The organism is Bacillus sp. S/N-304-OC-R1, assembly GCF_019749375.1.
GTDB lineage: Bacteria > Bacillota > Bacilli > Bacillales > Cytobacillaceae > Cytobacillus.
In genome coordinates, this window is the sequence record NZ_JACWFE010000024.1 from 183,983 (window position 1) to 201,507 (window position 17,525).

General features: G+C 37.4%; 19 protein-coding genes and 2 other annotated features. Of the genes, 2 read left to right on the forward strand and 17 right to left on the reverse strand.

The genetic code is table 11. From position 1 onward, the window contains the following. Positions 1–154: 154 nt before the first annotated feature. Positions 155–646 (reverse strand): dUTP diphosphatase, encoded by a 492-nt coding sequence (locus H0173_RS19345; RefSeq protein ID WP_221848407.1) that lies wholly within the window; start codon positions 644–646, stop codon positions 155–157. A gap of 141 nt (positions 647–787) precedes the next feature. On the opposite strand from H0173_RS19345, the gene H0173_RS19350 reads away from it, so the two are divergent. Beyond that, positions 788–1,204, forward strand: coding sequence for a sigma-w pathway protein ysdB (locus tag H0173_RS19350; protein ID WP_221848408.1), 417 nt, complete (start codon positions 788–790; stop codon positions 1,202–1,204). Positions 1,205–1,238: 34 nt separating this feature from the next. Here the strand turns inward: H0173_RS19350 and H0173_RS19355 are convergent, their stop codons facing one another. The 11 genes from H0173_RS19355 to speD form a co-directional block, all read right to left on the reverse strand. Next, entirely contained in the window at positions 1,239–1,808 is a 570-nt protein-coding gene (locus H0173_RS19355; protein WP_221848409.1) for a TVP38/TMEM64 family protein, read from the reverse strand. A gap of 72 nt (positions 1,809–1,880) precedes the next feature. Further along, the gene (locus tag H0173_RS19360) at positions 1,881–2,153 is read right to left on the reverse strand and encodes a DUF1294 domain-containing protein (RefSeq protein ID WP_221848410.1); all 273 of its coding nucleotides are present in this window, start codon (positions 2,151–2,153) and stop codon (positions 1,881–1,883) included. A gap of 90 nt (positions 2,154–2,243) precedes the next feature. Next, positions 2,244–2,603, reverse strand: a complete 360-nt coding sequence (gene rplT / locus H0173_RS19365) for a 50S ribosomal protein L20 (RefSeq protein ID WP_221848411.1) — start codon at positions 2,601–2,603, stop codon at positions 2,244–2,246. Positions 2,604–2,627: 24 nt separating this feature from the next. Then, a complete protein-coding gene (rpmI, locus tag H0173_RS19370) occupies positions 2,628–2,831 on the reverse strand; it encodes a 50S ribosomal protein L35 (protein ID WP_221848412.1) in 204 nt (67 codons plus the stop codon). A gap of 15 nt (positions 2,832–2,846) precedes the next feature. Further along, positions 2,847–3,350 carry a translation initiation factor IF-3 gene (infC, locus tag H0173_RS19375; RefSeq protein WP_221848413.1) on the reverse strand — a complete coding sequence of 168 codons (504 nt, stop codon included), beginning with the start codon at positions 3,348–3,350 and terminating at the stop codon, positions 2,847–2,849. A 126-nt stretch (positions 3,351–3,476) separates the two neighbouring features. Further along, positions 3,477–3,605: a sequence feature (ribosomal protein L20 leader region), on the reverse strand. A 480-nt stretch (positions 3,606–4,085) separates the two neighbouring features. Then, entirely contained in the window at positions 4,086–6,017 is a 1,932-nt protein-coding gene (thrS, locus tag H0173_RS19380; RefSeq protein WP_221848414.1) for a threonine--tRNA ligase, read from the reverse strand. A gap of 44 nt (positions 6,018–6,061) precedes the next feature. After that, positions 6,062–6,287: a binding site (T-box leader), on the reverse strand. Positions 6,288–6,358: 71 nt separating this feature from the next. Next, positions 6,359–7,231, reverse strand: a complete 873-nt coding sequence (gene ytxC / locus H0173_RS19385; RefSeq protein ID WP_221848415.1) for a putative sporulation protein YtxC — start codon at positions 7,229–7,231, stop codon at positions 6,359–6,361. 181 nt (positions 7,232–7,412) lie between these two features. Then, complete coding sequence (gene dnaI / locus H0173_RS19390) at positions 7,413–8,342, reverse strand: primosomal protein DnaI (RefSeq protein ID WP_221848416.1); 930 nt, start codon at positions 8,340–8,342, stop codon at positions 7,413–7,415. Then, the gene (locus tag H0173_RS19395) at positions 8,342–9,763 is read right to left on the reverse strand and encodes a replication initiation and membrane attachment family protein (RefSeq protein WP_221848417.1); all 1,422 of its coding nucleotides are present in this window, start codon (positions 9,761–9,763) and stop codon (positions 8,342–8,344) included. Before H0173_RS19395 ends, dnaI begins: the two co-directional genes overlap by 1 nt. 76 nt (positions 9,764–9,839) lie before the next feature. Then, the gene (nrdR, locus tag H0173_RS19400; RefSeq protein WP_221848418.1) at positions 9,840–10,301 is read right to left on the reverse strand and encodes a transcriptional regulator NrdR; all 462 of its coding nucleotides are present in this window, start codon (positions 10,299–10,301) and stop codon (positions 9,840–9,842) included. Positions 10,302–10,450: 149 nt separating this feature from the next. Further along, a complete protein-coding gene (speD, locus tag H0173_RS19405) occupies positions 10,451–10,831 on the reverse strand; it encodes an adenosylmethionine decarboxylase (protein ID WP_066292566.1) in 381 nt (126 codons plus the stop codon). A gap of 344 nt (positions 10,832–11,175) precedes the next feature. On the opposite strand from speD, the gene H0173_RS19410 reads away from it, so the two are divergent. Further along, positions 11,176–11,382 carry a hypothetical protein gene (locus H0173_RS19410; protein ID WP_221848419.1) on the forward strand — a complete coding sequence of 69 codons (207 nt, stop codon included), beginning with the start codon at positions 11,176–11,178 and terminating at the stop codon, positions 11,380–11,382. A 47-nt stretch (positions 11,383–11,429) separates the two neighbouring features. Here H0173_RS19410 and H0173_RS19415 read toward each other — a convergent pair whose 3' ends face one another. From H0173_RS19415 to polA, 5 genes are all read right to left on the reverse strand, one after another. Beyond that, positions 11,430–12,461, reverse strand: a complete 1,032-nt coding sequence (locus H0173_RS19415; RefSeq protein ID WP_221848420.1) for a glyceraldehyde-3-phosphate dehydrogenase — start codon at positions 12,459–12,461, stop codon at positions 11,430–11,432. A 140-nt stretch (positions 12,462–12,601) separates the two neighbouring features. After that, the gene (gene coaE / locus H0173_RS19420) at positions 12,602–13,201 is read right to left on the reverse strand and encodes a dephospho-CoA kinase (protein ID WP_221848421.1); all 600 of its coding nucleotides are present in this window, start codon (positions 13,199–13,201) and stop codon (positions 12,602–12,604) included. Positions 13,202–13,219: 18 nt separating this feature from the next. Then, positions 13,220–13,855: a sporulation membrane protein YtaF gene (gene ytaF / locus H0173_RS19425; RefSeq protein WP_221848422.1), complete on the reverse strand. Its 636-nt coding sequence runs from the start codon at positions 13,853–13,855 to the stop codon at positions 13,220–13,222. A gap of 180 nt (positions 13,856–14,035) precedes the next feature. Beyond that, positions 14,036–14,863, reverse strand: a complete 828-nt coding sequence (gene mutM / locus H0173_RS19430; protein WP_221848423.1) for a DNA-formamidopyrimidine glycosylase — start codon at positions 14,861–14,863, stop codon at positions 14,036–14,038. 26 nt (positions 14,864–14,889) lie between these two features. Then, the gene (gene polA / locus H0173_RS19435) at positions 14,890–17,520 is read right to left on the reverse strand and encodes a DNA polymerase I (RefSeq protein WP_221848424.1); all 2,631 of its coding nucleotides are present in this window, start codon (positions 17,518–17,520) and stop codon (positions 14,890–14,892) included. Positions 17,521–17,525 lie beyond the last annotated feature (5 nt).

Consider the following 17,525-nt stretch of genomic DNA (forward strand, 5'->3'; position numbering starts at 1 on the left):
AAGAATTATCAAACATAAAATTTCTCATCCTATTTTTACTTTTCAGACAGATTTGTGTTCCGATTACTAATGACGATTATTTGTTCATTAATCACCCAAATGCTTTATAGGAAGGTCATGTAAAAGTTAGAAGGAGCGATAATTCGCTCCTTCCTTAATATCCTTGCCTTTGTCTTTCATAATTAACTTCATTTTTATCGACATATGCCTTCTCAATATGCAAAGCATTGAAGCCCAATAGTTCACCTAATTGGATATATGCATGGAAAAGTTCCTTATAGTCCTTTAAAGCCATGCTATTCCTAAACTTGTTTACAAGCTCAAAAACATATAAAAACTGATCATTTATTGAGGCTTTCGCCTCCCCCTCCCCTATGTATTCCGTCTCCTTCTCAAATCCGCACTCTAAGCCAAGAGAAAGAATGAAATGAACTCCATCCACAAACTCTTCTAATATCGTTTCTTGAGGTGACGAAGTCTTTAAACTCCAAAACTTAAAGCATCTCGTTTCATTCGCTAGCTCCCCTAATTCAACAAGCAAAGCCAGCACTTTGCGGTCAAATAAGCTTTCATTCTTCAGCCCATGCTTCGTTTCTATATGCTCATCCAAACCCTTTTGCATGGAAAATAGTTTTTGATAATTCATTGCACACCATCCTAAATTATTCATAAAATAAGGTTATTTTTTAAAACAGTTATTAAAAATTATAACAAAATGATAAAAAGTTGAAACTTTTTTATAGGGTATTTCGTAAATGAAAGGAAAATACATTTGGAGGGGCTTGTTATGATGTGGTTAATACGCTTCCTGCTATTTGCACTTATTATATTTCTCATCTACAGTGTTATTAAATACTTATTGAATCCAAAACGGAAGCTTGAACTTGCCCATGAGCAGAAGCGTTATTATTTTTTAGATGATCAAGATAATGTTCACAAAAATTTTTTAATTACGTACAAAGGGGTTATATTTGAGGGGGAAAAATATTTAGGAACTACTGATAATGCATTTGAGGTGATTTCGGTTTTTATCTGGCCTCATAAACTTTCTTCATTAAAAGGCATGGTTCGTGAAGATTTACAATTTATCGAAAGAAAAATCCACGAACAATACCCAAATGCCAAGATTGACTGGAAAAGCCCTATTAAAGAATTTATGGAAAAAAGCAAGTCACCAAATACACCTTTTCAAAGTCATGAATAAAAACGTTCGGATCATTCCGAACGTTTTCTCCTTTTTATATCGCTTTAAAAAATTCCTTCCACTTGATTACCGTAACTTTTTCTCTCAATACAAAAACGAGAATACCAAGAGATACAAGAATAATAAGAATCATAGAGGGTGTAAACTGACTAATGAATTCTCCAAAGACTGTGTAGAATACAGCTAATGGCAAATTTGTTATCCATGAATTTTTTACGTAATCTCTAAAGCTGCGATTACGTTCAATTAAACAAAAATTGAGCAAATGATAATGAATAAATGGGATTAGTCTTAATACCGCTACTTGACCAACGCTTAAATTCCGATATTCTCCGAACCAGCGTTTTTTTAAGTTTGATAGCTTTGCATGTGTTTTTGGCATTCGGTTAATGAGAAAATAAAAAAGAATACTGCTAAGCATTAACCCGATAATGGACAGAATGCTGCCAAATAAACTGCCAAATAAAATTCCACCTGTTAAACAAACTAAGGGAACGGGAATAAATAAAAATTGCCGTAAAATATGAAATACAATAAAGGCAATAGGGGCTAAAAATCCAGCTGTTTCAACCATGACAAAAAGTAATGATAATTGGTCATCCATCTGTTCTCACCCTCTTTATTGCTGAAATACCTTGCTGTCTTTCTTTTACAGCTTATTGGTGGAAGAGGATGGTTATGACAAGAATTTTATTACATAAAGGAGAACGCCGATTTCAATAAGTGAGAGCATGGGTAAGCCAAATTTAAATTGAATATGCTTTGTCTTGTGATGGAAGGCTCTCATCCCGACTGTCATCCCTGTAGCACCAAATAATATTGCAACTATCCATAATGTTTTCTCGCTTATCCGATATTGATGTTTGATCGCTTTCGTTTTATCAGACTTCATGATAACTAGACCAACTAAATTCATTATAACGAAACCAATTAATATTATTTTTGTCATTTGATTTCCTCTTTTTTATCATTATTTTACTGGAACATAATATTAAAAAGCCATTCTCAAATTGAGAATGGCTAATATTCATTGCGTTAATTATTTGCTTAGGTTTTGCTTTGCAACAGATGCTAATTCTGCGAATGCTTTTTCGTCAGCGATTGCTAATTCAGCAAGCATTTTGCGGTTAACTTCGATGCCAGCAAGCTTTAAACCATGCATTAAACGGCTGTAAGAAAGACCGTTGATGCGAGCTGCTGCGTTAATACGAGTAACCCAAAGTTTGCGGAAGTCGCGCTTTTTCTGGCGACGATCGCGATAAGCATACATTAGAGATTTCATTACTTGTTGGTTAGCAACTTTATATAATGTATGTTTTGAACCGAAATAACCTTTAGCTAATTTAAGAACCTTTTTACGACGTTTGCGAGTAACTGTACCGCCTTTTACACGTGGCATATGATTTCCCTCCTAGTTCGGATATTACTTCTTAAGATTTACTAATAAGAAACGGATGCGTTTGAAATCGCCTGAAGAAACGATAGCTCCTTTGCGAAGTTTACGCTTTTGCTTTTGAGATTTATTTGCGAACAAGTGGCTTGTGTAAGCATGGCTACGCTTTAGTTTTCCAGAACCTGTTCTTTTGAAACGCTTAGCAGCGCCGCGGTGAGTTTTCATTTTTGGCATTTGGAATTCCTCCTCTTACTTTTCAGTTTTAGGTGCTAGCATCATGAACATACTGCGGCCATCCATTTTTGGATGTGATTCGACAGTAGCCACTTCTTTGCAAGCTTCGGCAAAACGGTCTAAAACCCTTTGGCCAATTTCTTTATGAGTAATGGCACGCCCTTTGAATCGGATCGATGCTTTTACTTTATCGCCTTTTTCAAGGAATTTAATTGCGTTGCGAAGCTTTGTATTAAAATCATGCTCATCGATTGTCGGGCTAAGACGAACTTCTTTAATACTAATAATCTTCTGGTTTTTACGAGCTTCTTTTTCTTTCTTTTGCTGTTCGAACTTGAACTTTCCATAGTCCATGATACGGGCTACAGGAGGCTTTGCATTCGGTGCAACAAGAACAACATCAAGATTAACTCGTGCAGCAATTTCAAGTGCTTCGTTTTTTGATTTAATTCCTAATTGCTCGCCGTTTTGGTCAATAAGACGAACTTCACGGGCGCGAATGCCCTCGTTTAACAACATATCTTTGCTAATAGTTAGACACCTCCAAGGTTTAATGCGAACACAACGTTAGGGTCAAGAAGGCTAAAGCTTGCCCATTTGCACCAGACGAAGGCTTCATTCGCAAGAATACATAACATATCTGCTAAATCAAAAAAAGTGTGGATGAAATCACCCACACTTTTACGAACAAAATTTAAACAATCATGTTTACGTAAAACCTGCCAACAGCTCTTGCGTCAATCAGGTGAGAAGCGGGTGCTTCTTCTTTTCCTAAACTGTATTCAATTACCTAAGCTACTATATCACAAAAAATGATTTCATGTCAAACGATCATTTCTATCACAACGAAGAAAATTGTAACAAATGTAAGCAAATCATGCAACACCTTTTTGTAATTTCCAAAATAATAGTGGTGAATCCTGAAGTGCTGATATTTTGGGAAGTCGTTGATAAAGCCGGAAAGGCGCCGATATATCTTGAAAGTCGCTGATATATCCGGAAAGGCGCAGATATTTCCAGAAAAGCGCCGATATATCTTGAAAGGCGCCGATTTATCCGGAAAGCCGCCGATATATTCGGAAAGGCGCTGATATATCTTGAAAGGCGCCGATTTATCCGGAAAGCCGCCGATATATTCGGAAAGGCGCTGATATATTAGGAAAGGCGCTGATATATCATGAAAAGCACTAATATATTTTACATTTCAGCCTTTTTTATAGCAAAAAGAGAGGCAATCCTAGCCTCTCTCCTTTATTAACGCTTAACTTCTTCCTTCAAGCCTGCAATAAAGGCTGTAAATGGAACTGTTTCTGACTTCTGCTCGCCATATTTACGAACATTAACTGCCTTCTCAGCCACTTCATTGTCACCGACAACAAGCATATATGGAGTTTTTTGCATTTGGGCTTCACGAATTTTATAGCCAATTTTCTCATTGCGATCATCTAGCTCAACACGGAATCCTTCAGATTTTAACTGCTCTACTACTTCCTTCGCATAGTCATAGTGAACATCCGGCGATACTGGGATCACTTGAACTTGAACAGGTGAAAGCCATGTTGGGAATGCTCCTTTATACTCTTCAATTAAGAAGGCTACAAAGCGCTCCATAGTAGATACAACACCACGGTGAATAACAACTGGGCGATGCTGCTTTCCGTCCTCACCGATATAATTTAAATCAAAGCGCTCAGGCTGTAAGAAGTCAAGCTGAACAGTTGAAAGTGTTTCGCTTTTTCCTAATGCTGTTTTTACCTGAACGTCAAGCTTCGGACCGTAGAAAGCCGCTTCACCTTCAGCTTCATAATAATCTAGTCCTAGCTCATCCATTGCTTCTTTCAGCATAGATTGTGCCTTTTCCCACATTTGATCATCATCATAATATTTTTCAGTATCCGCAGGATCACGATAGGAGAGGCGGAACTCATAATCATTAATTTCAAAATCCTTATAAACTTCAAGGATTAGCTGAACTACCCGCTTAAATTCATCCTTAATTTGGTCAGGACGTACAAAGATATGCGCATCATTCAAAGTCATTCCACGTACACGCTGAAGGCCAGATAAAGCTCCAGACATTTCATAGCGGTGCATTGTTCCTAGCTCAGCAATACGGATAGGGAGCTCACGATAGCTGTGGATGCCATTTTTATAAACCATCATATGGTGTGGGCAGTTCATCGGGCGAAGAACGAGCTGTTCGTTATCCATATCCATAACAGGGAACATATCTTCCTGATAATGATCCCAGTGACCGGAAGTTTTATATAGCTCTACACTTCCTAGAACTGGAGTGTAAACGTGGTCATAGCCTAGGCGAACTTCTTTATCGACAATATAGCGCTCAACAATACGGCGGATGGTTGCACCTTTTGGCAGCCATAGAGGTAAACCTTGTCCAACTTTTTGTGAGTTAGTAAATAAACTTAATTCTTTACCGATTTTACGGTGGTCACGCTCTTTAGCTTCCTCAAGCAAACGTAAATGCTCACCTAAATCCTCTTTATTAAAGAAAGCAGTTCCGTAAATCCGCTGAAGCATTTTATTGTCGCTGTTTCCACGCCAGTAAGCACCAGCAATGCTTAGTAATTTAAATTCTTTCAGTTTTCCAGTTGATGGCACATGTACACCACGACAAAGGTCAACGAAGTCTCCTTGCTCGTAAAGTGTTACAGTTTCATCTGCAGGAATCGCTTCAATAAGCTCCAGCTTATACTCATCGTCAATTTCCTTGAATAGCTGAACAGCTTCTTCACGGCTAACTTCTTTACGAACGATATCAATATTTTCATTGATGATTTTTTTCATTTCTTTTTCGATAAGCGGAAGATCTTCAGGTGTTAATGATTGGTCAAGGTCAATATCGTAATAGAAACCGCCTTCAATAACAGGACCTACACCAAGCTTAACATTTTTATATAAACGCTTAATTGCTTGAGCCATTAAGTGTGCTGTACTGTGACGCAGAATCTCTAAAGCATCTTCACTATCTGCAGTGACAATTTCAATCGCACCGTCTTCTTCAATCGGACGACGAAGGTCATACATTTGACCATTTAATTTTCCTGCAATTGCCTTCTTCTTTAGTCCTGGACTAATAGAAGCTGCAATAACTTCTGTTGTCGTTCCATTAGGAAACTCCTTTACTGCTCCATCTGGAAACGAAACTTTAATAACTTCTGACATGGTCTTTCCTCCTATTTAATAAAAATAAAAAAACCCGTCCCTAAAAAAGGGACGAGTTGTTATTAACAAACGTGGTTCCACCCTACTTCTCATTTCACAAAAAAACAGTAAAATGACTTTGTAGCAATTTAACGGCTTGTGACCGTCAACCCATTTCCGGGCTGAAGTTCAAAGGTGGTAAGCATTCATTTCGTGTTAGGAAGGTTTCAGCCTTGCCTTCCCTCTCTTTAAACCGTAAAAGAACACCCTTGTCCTTATCATAACTTTTACAGATTATATAAGCTGCATTTCATATTATGTACGTATTATAGTTTGTTATATCAGGAAAATCAAGGGGCATCTTATATTTTTTCATCTGCAGTTAAAGACCTTACATGTTTATGATGAAAAAATTCGCTAATTGAGCTAACAGTAAGTCTCTCTTCAAAAATATTCTGGATAGTTCTAACGAGTCTCTGTTCTTTATCATCTGTGTAGAGGTAAATAATTTCTGGTGCAATAGAAAGCAAAGGTGCAATTGTAACAGAATCCACATAAACAGGATGATTAATTAGTAGCTTTCTGTCTATCATACGTGACAAATCCCCACGTTTTATCTCGAAAAAGTTTTCATCATAAAAATGAATTCCATCATCAATGAGTAAATGTATTTTCTTAAACTTCGGATCCTTCCCAGTTATAAAATCTCTTAACATTTGAATGAACATTTGATATTCTTGCTCCATTTTGTATTCATCAATCGAAATTTCTACATATTTTACCATCTGATCCATAAGTGGCCGCATTCGAAATTTTACAAAAGAATCAAAGGAAAACGAAATATTTTCACGAAAAATTTCTTGAATCGCATTCTTTAAATTGGCTTCCATATCAAGATCATTTAAAAAGACTACAAGGTCCTTTCGATTACCTTCTAATATGGAATGAATAATCTCCAAAATTTGCTGTTGTTCTTCTTCATCCTCAAAATAATACTGTTCAGCCATAATTTTTCGAAACCAATCATCTTGTTTACTAGTAATAAATTTATAAAACACTTCTTTAATGGGCTCAAAATGCTTTTTCATATCCGGTTGAATATGGATTCTTACTATATGTTGATCTTCAATATGAAGAATATTGTTCTTTGAAAGTGCGGAAGAGGCTAAATATAATTGAAAATATTTAAAAAGATTCTTAGCATCTTCTGTCTTATGGAATGTGATTTCGATCAACCAAATCCCCCCTTTGTATTTATCTCTGTGATAAATGTATATGGGGAAATAGGACAAAATAGACGTATGGCCAAGAAATCATGAACACTAAGAAAGACAAGCTTCTCAATTAAGCACATAAAAAAACAGATCAATCCTTAAAAAATAGGATCAATCCGTTTTTTCTCAACTATATTTATGATTAAACTCTGCGGTTTCGCCCTTCTACCATGACTGGCTCTGCCAGATACCGAATTCTCTCCATAATTCGCCTTGCCTTCATTTTCTCTTCTTCTCCGCGCTGGCTGTATGACAAATGATGCTCTAAACCTTGAAAGTCAAAGTTAGAAGTAAAGAAGGTTGGGAGGCTTTCTAGCATGCGGAACTGCAATATTGGCCCAAGCACCTCATCCCTTGTCCAGCTCGACATTGTTTCCGCTCCAATATCATCTAGCATTAAGACAGGGACTTTTTTGATTGTTTCAATTTTTTCATTTAGTGTGGAATCGGCAATCGAGCTTTTGAGCTCTCTTAACAGCTCTGGCACATATACAATCATCGAAGATACTTCCTTTTTGGCCAGTTCATTGGCAATGACGCCAAGCAAGTAAGATTTCCCTACTCCAAACTTTCCGTAAAAATATAGCCCCTTCTGTTTTGAACCTGGTACATAGTTCATAATAAAGGATGCTGCCTTTTGAATGGCATCAATTCTTTCTAAATCCTCATAAATTGAATCAAAGGAAGCCTCTAGTATATCTCTTGGCACATATAAGCTCTGAATCAATTTTTCATTTTTGCGTTTCTCATCATACACCACTTTACGGGGACATTTATCATAATGCAAATCAATACTGCCTCTTTCAATCACTAACTTCGGATGATAGCCTTTCATGAAATTCACACAGCCATCCAAGCTAGGGCATTTATTGCATTCCTTACTTTGATTAGAATATTCGTAAAGTTTTACCATACCTTTTTCAATCATACTGTCAGTTAATTCTTCTTCGTGGCTTTTTAAGAAGGCTTTCACATCTGGATGATTTAATGTCTCTCTTCTCTGTCTTTCATATCTTTGCTGAAAATTCTCCTTGCCAGCCAAACGTTTTAATGTGTCATTAATTTTCTCCATCATTCAGCCCCCTTTCCTGATCGCAGCTTTCTTAATGTCTCATGCAGCTCTCTTTTTTTCAATTCCAGATCGTCATTTTCATCTTTATGAGACCCAGTCTTTTCTCGATTTTCTGTTTCGTCAAACCAGTCTGGAAGCAGCTCCGTCCGAATAGGCTTCTTTTTCCCTGAATAACTGGTTGTTTTCTTTTTATTATTGTCTCCCCATTCTATATATTGTCTATGTTCATTTTTAGCAAGCTCCATTGCTTCTTTTGCCGTTTTTATTTGCTTTCTAGCCCAGTGACTTGCTATCTTTTCAACATATCCCTTCGTAAACTTCATATCAGACTTAAGTAAAACAAATTGAATTAGAACATTGACCACACCTGGCAGCAGCTTTTGATTAAACATTACGTCTTCTATAATTTTCAGATCCGCTTTAGAAGGCTCAGCACCTCCCGAAAGTTCCTTTAATACTTGTCTTGGAGATGAAGTCTCTAATGCATGCAGCAGCTTCTCTTCCTGTGTTTTAGGTTCACTAATCTGCGTTCGATTAGCCATAGGCTGAGTACGGTCAACAAGAGATGGCAGCTGATCTTGATGCTGAAATTGATACCAATCACGTGCAGACTTTCGCATTTCCTCAATATTGATTTCATTCTCTTCTGTAATCGCACTGATCACAATATTCTTCATTTGAACTGCATCTATTTCGTATAAAAAAGCCAAATTGCTAATGGCATTTCTCACCCTATTTGTAAAGGCCGCTTTCGGAATAAGAGACTCATTCAAACCCGCTTCTAACAGTTTGAAATTAAATGTATCCTGGCTGATTTGTATCGGGTCTTGTTCATTCCTTCCGATAAAGCCCATGCCTTCTGAAACTTGGAGTGTTTGTTCGTCTTCTGGGTCATAAGAAATAGAGTCCATATGACTCGTCATATAGACATCCTGAAATGATTTAGTAACGTCAATATAAGAATCTTTAGAGTCCACCTTATCCTCTGAAAAAAATCGTTTAAGTCTAGAATATTGAGTTTTACCAATTTTTTTATATAAATAAATATTAAGCATTCCATCTAAAAAAAATTGCTCTGGTGTTAGAGGAGGAATTAATTCATATATAAAGGATCGGGAATGATCGTCTTTTTTTTCATAAACCTTCATTAGCCCTATACCCTCGAGTTTTATCCGGGCTTTATAAATATCACTTAACCCTAAATCCATAAAATTCATTAGGCTATGATGGGAATTCGACGTAGACCATAACCGATTTTCCTCAAGCTCTGACCATAATGTCATATATAGACTAAAGCAAGTAGATCCGATTAAAGGCTGATACAAAAAGGTCAGCACCTTCCGGTCGTATTCATGCAAGAGCCCTCTTGCGGCAACTGCATACCGATCAATTGGCAGCATTTCTTGCCAATGCTGAACCATTGCCATCACCCTTTCCTGTTAGTAATAGTCGATCCGCCAAAAAAGAGCTAAAGTTGTCTTTAGCTCATAGACCTAATTATTCCTTTTCTTTCTTAATCAGCTCTTTTAATTCGTCAATAAAAACATTAATATCTTTAAATTGCCGATAAACGGAAGCAAAACGGACATATGCGACATCATCTACTTTTGCCAGTCTGTCCATTACCATTTCTCCAACGGCTTCACTTTGAATTTCAGAGACACCATTGCTGCGCAGTTCCTTCTCAACGCTTGCTGTAATTTCTTCAAGTTCTTTAAGAGCAACAGGACGTTTCTCACAGGCTTTAATAAGACCACGCAAAATTTTATCTCGGCTAAATTCTTCCCTTGTGCCTTCTTTTTTAACGACGATCAACGGAATTTCTTCAACCTTTTCAAAGGTGGTAAAACGATATCCACAGGCTTCGCATTCCCGTCTGCGCCGGATAGAGCGATAATCATCAACAGGGCGGGAATCAAGGACACGTGTATTGTTATTTTGACATGAAGGACATTTCATTCAATCAGCTCCGGATTCTTTTCACTCTAAATATCTTTAGCTTTATTGTACTATTTTTTATGTAAAAGCCCAATAGTTAATCCCTTGTAAATGTGCAAATAAAAAGAGGTGTATCATATACACCTCTGGATTTTCATGCCTATTCAATATTATAAAGCATTTGCTTGCGCTTGCTTAACTTGAACTGGACCCATACCACGTGGAATCTCAATGTTTTCACACGTTTCTGCACCTAACGCCTCTGCAATGTAGTTTGCAGCAATGCTAGGGTCAAGATCACCACACGTATATACATCAATGCTGGCATAACCATGCTCTGGAAAGCTATGAATAGTTAAATGTGATTCAGAGATGATAACCACTCCACTCACACCTTGTGGCGCGAATTTATGGAATGCTACCTCACGAATTTCAGCACCCGACTTTAATGCTGCATCTACAAAAGTACGCTCAATAAAATCCATATCATTTAACTTTTCAAAATCGCATCCCCAAAGTTCTGAGATTACGTGACGACCCATCGTTTCCATATTCAAATTTCCCCCTTTAACAATAATAATGAAATTCTACATTTTCAGATAACTACCACGGGGGAAAGTTAGTCCAAAGAGGTCCTAACCCTTTAAGTAGCTACGGTAAACAAAATTATAGAAGTTCACGAGGACTAGTATACTTTGTTTATTTTCTTTTTGCAATATGAATTCTAAAAATTTGTTAAAGGGCAAAGCAAGACTTGGTTATAATATGGCCTAAACAGTCTATATCATTCGGTTTTTGCCGAAAAAAGAATATTTTTTTGGAACGAAAAGAACTTAACTTGGTCTAAAGGACAAACTTTTACTTGGTAGGTTACTCTGAGGCTATAAGGAGAGTTTTGTGGGATGACGGACAGGTTATCATACCTCTCTACCTAGTTGGCCGTCAGGGACGGGATGACGGACAGGTTATCATATTTCTTCACCAAGTTGGCCGTCAGAGAACAGATGACGGACAGGTTATCATATTTCTTCACCAAGTTGGCCGTCAGGGACGGGATGACGGACAGATGTCCACACCTTTTCAGCTGGGTTGTCCGTCATAATCAAAAAAAGACCTGCCAATTGAATTGGCAAGCCTAGGATAATCATATTAACCTACATTTACAGCAGAAGCTTTAAAAAGCTCTTGTGCTACATATTTAGTCAGGTCAACTACACGGCAAGAGTATCCCCACTCATTGTCGTACCAAGCTAAAACCTTAACTTTATTAGAGCCGATCATCATTGTAGATAATCCATCAATAATCGCAGAATGCTCATTCGTATTAAAGTCAATTGATACTAATGGCTCATCTGTAATATCTAAAATGCCTTTTAAAGCACCTTTTGAAGCTTGTTCAAATGCTTCGTTTACTCTTTCAATTGTTACTTCAGATTTAAGATCCACTACAAGGTCAACAAGAGAAACATTGGAAGTCGGCACACGTAAAGCCATTCCATGCAGCTTGCCTTTTAAATGAGGAAGCACTAATGTTAATGCTTTTGCTGCTCCTGTAGACGTTGGAATAATGGACTGTGCACATGCACGGGCACGGCGTAAATCCTTATGTGGGTTGTCAATGTTATTCTGATCGTTTGTATAAGCGTGAACAGTTGTCATTAAACCATTTTCAATACCAAACTGTTCGTCTAGTACTTTTGCAACTGGTGCTAAACAGTTCGTTGTACAAGAAGCATTGGAAATAATATCATGCTCTGCAATGTTTAGTGCTTCTTCATTCACACCCATAACAATCGTTACATCTTCATTTTTACCTGGTGCAGTTAGAATAACTTTCTTTGCTCCAGCTTCTAAATGAAGAGCTGCTTTATCACGAGAATTGAATTTGCCTGTTGCTTCAATAACAATATCAATATTTAATTCTTTCCAAGGAAGCTCCTGCGGATTGCGGTTGCTAAATAACTGTACACGTTTGCCGTTTACAACAATAGCTCCGTCTTCTGGAATAACTTCTCCTTCAAATTTCCCATGGTTTGTGTCATATTTAATTAAGTGTGCTAATGTCTCAGCAGGATAGCTGGCATTAATAGCCACTATTTCAAGTTTATCATCAAGAATGGCCTTTCTAAATACCATTCGTCCAATTCTCCCAAAACCGTTAATTGCAATTTTCGCTTTCATTGTACGGCTCCTTCCGCATAAGTGTTATACTTTTTATCCTAATCAGATGTAATTAGTATAACATATTCATGGACATTTGTAATGATTAAAATGTGGAAAATAAATGTTTTATAATTCAGACAAAAGGAGCCCTTAGGCTCCTAAATTGCATTCCATTTTTTGAGAATCTCGAACAGCTGCTGTTCAGTATTCTCAACGGAACCATTATTATTAATGACGGCATCGGCTAGCTGGACTTTTTCTTTCAGTGGCATTTGCGAATGGATCCGAGCCAGCGCATCTTCTTTAGTTAGCCCATTTCGTTTCATTAGCCGGGCTAACTGAATATATTCATCGACATACACTAATATTGTTTTTTCAACCAAATAAGTTAACTTGCTTTCAAATAATAATGGAATATCAAGGATAACTAATTTCTCATTATTAACGATAGCACGATCCTTTTTTGCTATCATTTTTTTCCTGACTGCAGGATGAACAATACTATTCAGCTTTTGACGCTGCTGTTCATCATGAAAAATTATGGAGCCTAATTTCCCTCTGTCAATTGAACCGTCGACAAGCAGGACTCCCTCGCCAAAATGAGAAATAATTTGATTATATGCTTCTTCACCTTTTTCAACTGCTAATCGTGCCTCTACATCTGCATCAATAACTGTAATTCCTTTTTCGATTAAAATGGAGGAAACGGTACTTTTTCCGCTCGCAATTCCTCCAGTCAAGCCAACAACTATAGACATCATTAAGTCCTTTCTGATTTAAATTTTCCATATTCCAATTACAATAAGCAGGATTCCTGGCACAAATGTAAATCTTTGTACCCACTCACTTTTGGAGAAAATAGAGCCTACCTTTAAACCCATATATACAAATAGTGAACTCATCAAGGCAACTGTTATTGCCAAATAATATGGAGAATACCCAAGCATTGCAGCACCAATCCCAGCCCCGAAAGCATCAAGAGATAGTGCTAATCCTAGCAAGAGGGCTTCTATACCCGTTATTGTACCCGATTTATCAAAATCTGCTGACATCGGTTTTTGTAAAATTTTTATTACTAAGCCAAGTGATTTAATTTCAAAATTAACAATCGTTTTTTCGTGAGGAAGAATCTCCTTTGACTTTTCGGAACGGAAAAATTGAAATAACACCCAGGCTCCAAGACAAATTAATATTATCCCTCCAACACTCTCCGCGAAGGCAGGAGATAAAAATTTTATGATCAGTTGGCCAAGTGTCATCGCAATTATTAAAGTGATTGCTGAACAGCAAGCAATGATCCCAATTGATTTAAATGGAATTCGCATTTTTCTCAAACCATAAGTTAATCCTACACTAAAGCTATCTAAACTTACAGCAAATGCTAGTAATAGAAGTGATATTGTATGCATCATTGGATAGGACTCCTCCCTAGTATCAACACGTATCTTGTTGGCACCTGTCAATCGCTAAGATAGTATATGGGTGAAGCCTATCCATTGTTATTAGAAAAAAGGGGGCACGTTAGAAGAGTAATTTCGATAAAAAACAGGAGCTGAACAAAGAAAAACTCGCCAATTGGCGAGTTTATGAGTTTATCCTCTTTGGCAGGATGGGCAAAAAACGGTGCCCCTGCCTCCTGAAATAATTCTTTCCAAGGGGCTGCCGCATACTTTGCAATCTTCCCCTCTTCTTCCATATACTAAAAGCTCGAGCTGAAACATCCCGATTTGTCCTTGGGAGTTAATATACGACCGAATCGTACTTCCCCCTTTTTCAACTGCTTCAGACAATGTTGCAATAATTTCTTCGTGCAATTTTGTCACTTCTGCATCATCTAAGCTGTCAGCAGGTCTCTCTGGGTGAATGCGTGCCCGAAATAATGCTTCATCAACATAAATATTCCCAAGACCAACTACCACCTTTTGATCGAGGAGAGCTGCTTTTACATTTCTTTTTGTTTTCGATAATTTTTCAGCCAGCATTTCTTTCGTAAAAGCCTCTGAAAATGGTTCGGGCCCCAATTGTGAAAGAGGCAGGGAATTAAATTCCTGACCTTTTAGATATAAATGCATCGTGCCAAATTTACGAACATCCTTATAACGAAGCTCCGTTCCATCTGTAAAATGAAAGATGACATGAGTATGCTTGTCTACCTCGTCTGTCTTCTGGAATAGGCCATACTTTCCTTCCATCCGTAAATGAGAAACGAGAGCAAAATCACTAGTATATAAGATAAGAAACTTCCCTCTGCGCCCAGTTCCAGTAAAGGTCTGACCGACTAAGGCATCTTTAAATTGTGATGCTTCTCCTGGATGCTTGACTATTTTTGGCCAAAAAACAGAAACATGGTCAATCGTCTTCTTCATAATTAATTCATCTAATGTGCGGCGGATCGTTTCCACCTCTGGTAATTCAGGCATGGTATCACCCCCTGTTTCTATCTCATCTATTTAGCATCGAACCATGTCGGACCGTAAGAATAATCGACTTTTAAAGGTACCAGTAATTCAATGGCATTTTCCATCACTTCAGGCACCATTTTCTTTAGCTTTTCAATTTCATCCTCTGGTGCTTCAAAAATTAATTCATCGTGAACCTGAAGCAAAAGCCGTGATCTTAAGTTTTCTTGCTTTAAACGATTAGCCATATCAATCATGGCCTTCTTAATAATATCAGCAGCACTTCCTTGAATAGGCGTGTTCATCGCTGTTCGTTCGGCAAAGCTGCGGATGTTAAAGTTACGGCTTGTAATTTCCGGAAGGTATCTTCTTCGATGAAGCAATGTTGAAACATAACCTTTTTGTTTGGCGTCGTGAACAATATCATCCATATATTGCTTCACTCCCGGATAACTTTCTAAGTAACGGCTAATAAATTGGCCCGCTTCTTTTCTATTTATCCCTAAGCTTTGTGAAAGACCATAATCACTAATTCCATACACAATCCCAAAGTTTACGGCCTTCGCATGCCTTCTCATATTGGAAGTTACTTCATCCTCTGAAACATGAAAGACCTCCATAGCTGTCTTCGTATGAATATCCATATCATGCTTAAATGCATCGATTAGCTTTTCATCACCCGCTATATGAGCAAGTACTCTTAGCTCAATTTGTGAGTAGTCAGCTGCAAAGATTACCCAATCTTTTTCAGATGGAATGAATGCTTGCCTAATTTTTCTCCCTTCTTCGAGTCGAATAGGGATATTTTGAAGATTAGGATCTGTTGAGCTTAATCTTCCTGTTTGCGTAAGTGCTTGGTTAAATCTCGTATGAACTTTTTCATTTTCTTTATTAACAATGTTTAACAAGCCCTCAATATAAGTCGATTGAAGCTTACTAAGCTGGCGATAATTTAGAATTTCCTTAATAATTTCATGATCCTGCTCAAGCTTTTCAAGGACATCTGCAGAAGTGGAATAGCCTGTTTTTGTTTTTTTGAAGACAGGCAAGCCTAATTTATCAAATAAAATTACACCAAGCTGTTTAGGTGAATTAATATTAAACTTTTCTCCTGCTAATTCGTGAATTCTCGTTTCAATTTCTTCAAGCTTTGCTAGAATTTCTTCGCCCATACCTTTTAATCGATTCAGGTCCATTTTTATTCCTGTTGATTCCATATCTGCTAATATGAGAGAAAGAGGCATTTCTAGCTCATAGAATAAGTCGTCCTGCTGATTATCCTTTAGCTCCTTATCCAGCTTATCCCTCAAGGTTAATAGGACATCAGCTTTTCTGGAAAGATGTTCAGCAAGAGCTGATTGTTCAGGAATCCTTCTTTTTGCTCCCTTTCCATAAAAAACCTCATCAGACTGAATAGAAACATAGCCATGAGTTTTGGCTACTGAGCTCACATCATCAATCGTTTCAGAAGGATTAATTAAATATGATGCAATAAGCAAATCAAATGTGATTCCTGACAAATGAATTCCGTGATGTCTTAATGAAACCTCTGATCGTTTTCCATCGTAAACAATTTTTGTATTGTTTTCATCTTCAGCCCACTGTTTAAAAACGGGTGAGGTTAGTGCTTTGTCAACTGGAATATAAAAAATACCTTTTTCATTTGCTACTGAAAAACCGATAATATCAGCATAATGGTAATTGTCCTCTAAAACCTCTACATAAAATGAATTTTCACGAGAAAAAATATCTTCTGTTATTTCTTCAACAATGGTAAAATCAATTTCTTCTAAATGGTCTTCTTCATGATCTGCTGGATGATCACCGAGCTTGTCTAATAAAGAGTTAAATCCTAGCTCTTTATAAATACCGACAACCTTCTCTCTTTCAATTCCTTCATATTCAATTTCATTTAACCGGATACCAATAGGCGCCTCTCTTGTGATCGTAGCCAGCTCTTTACTCATTAAGGCCTGATCTTTAAACTCTTCAAGCTTTTCCTTCAGCTTCTGCCCGCTCACTTTATCAATTGATGAGAGCAGTTCCTCCAATGTTCCGTACTCTTGAAGCAATTTCAGTGCAGTCTTCTCTCCGACACCCGGCACACCTGGAATATTATCAGAGCTGTCTCCCATTAACCCTTTCATATCAATAATTCGTTCTGGAGTAATTCCATACTTTTCATTGATGTGTTCTGGTGTATACTCCTCAATATCTGTAATTCCTTTTCGGGTAATCGCTACTGTTGTTTTATCCGAACTAAGCTGGGTTAAATCTTTATCTCCTGAGATCACTTTTACCTCAAAGCCATCATTTTCAGCCTGAAGCGATAAAGTCCCTATAATATCATCTGCTTCATAGTTCTCCAATTCATAATGACGTATTCTATATGCATCCAGCAGTTCCCGAATGAACGGAAATTGCTCCGATAATTCAGGCGGTGTTTTTTGTCTTCCACCTTTATACTCACTAAACGTTTGATGGCGGAATGTTGTTTTTCCTGCATCAAAAGCCACTAGAATATGTGAAGGTTTCTCCTCCTCCAAAATTTTTGTTAGCATCATCGTAAATCCATAAACAGCATTTGTATGTACACCTTTATCATTATTCAACAGCGGCAATGCAAAAAATGCCCGATACGCAATACTATTGCCGTCAATTAATACCAACTTTTTCAAATTAA

What these genes read in the sequence shown, in the direction of transcription:
- H0173_RS19345 (WP_221848407.1), bottom strand. Translation starts at nt 646, where the DNA reads ATGAATTATCAAAAACTATTTTCCATGCAAAAGGGTTTGGATGAGCAT.
- H0173_RS19350 (WP_221848408.1), top strand. Translation starts at nt 788, where the DNA reads ATGATGTGGTTAATACGCTTCCTGCTATTTGCACTTATTATATTTCTC.
- H0173_RS19355 (WP_221848409.1), bottom strand. Translation starts at nt 1,808, where the DNA reads ATGGATGACCAATTATCATTACTTTTTGTCATGGTTGAAACAGCTGGA.
- H0173_RS19360 (WP_221848410.1), bottom strand. Translation starts at nt 2,153, where the DNA reads ATGACAAAAATAATATTAATTGGTTTCGTTATAATGAATTTAGTTGGT.
- rplT (WP_221848411.1), bottom strand. Translation starts at nt 2,603, where the DNA reads ATGCCACGTGTAAAAGGCGGTACAGTTACTCGCAAACGTCGTAAAAAG.
- rpmI (WP_221848412.1), bottom strand. Translation starts at nt 2,831, where the DNA reads ATGCCAAAAATGAAAACTCACCGCGGCGCTGCTAAGCGTTTCAAAAGA.
- infC (WP_221848413.1), bottom strand. Translation starts at nt 3,350, where the DNA reads ATGTTGTTAAACGAGGGCATTCGCGCCCGTGAAGTTCGTCTTATTGAC.
- thrS (WP_221848414.1), bottom strand. Translation starts at nt 6,017, where the DNA reads ATGTCAGAAGTTATTAAAGTTTCGTTTCCAGATGGAGCAGTAAAGGAG.
- dnaI (WP_221848416.1), bottom strand. Translation starts at nt 8,342, where the DNA reads ATGGAGAAAATTAATGACACATTAAAACGTTTGGCTGGCAAGGAGAAT.
- H0173_RS19395 (WP_221848417.1), bottom strand. Translation starts at nt 9,763, where the DNA reads ATGGTTCAGCATTGGCAAGAAATGCTGCCAATTGATCGGTATGCAGTT.
- nrdR (WP_221848418.1), bottom strand. Translation starts at nt 10,301, where the DNA reads ATGAAATGTCCTTCATGTCAAAATAACAATACACGTGTCCTTGATTCC.
- speD (WP_066292566.1), bottom strand. Translation starts at nt 10,831, where the DNA reads ATGGAAACGATGGGTCGTCACGTAATCTCAGAACTTTGGGGATGCGAT.
- H0173_RS19415 (WP_221848420.1), bottom strand. Translation starts at nt 12,461, where the DNA reads ATGAAAGCGAAAATTGCAATTAACGGTTTTGGGAGAATTGGACGAATG.
- coaE (WP_221848421.1), bottom strand. Translation starts at nt 13,201, where the DNA reads ATGTCTATAGTTGTTGGCTTGACTGGAGGAATTGCGAGCGGAAAAAGT.
- ytaF (WP_221848422.1), bottom strand. Translation starts at nt 13,855, where the DNA reads ATGATGCATACAATATCACTTCTATTACTAGCATTTGCTGTAAGTTTA.
- mutM (WP_221848423.1), bottom strand. Translation starts at nt 14,863, where the DNA reads ATGCCTGAATTACCAGAGGTGGAAACGATCCGCCGCACATTAGATGAA.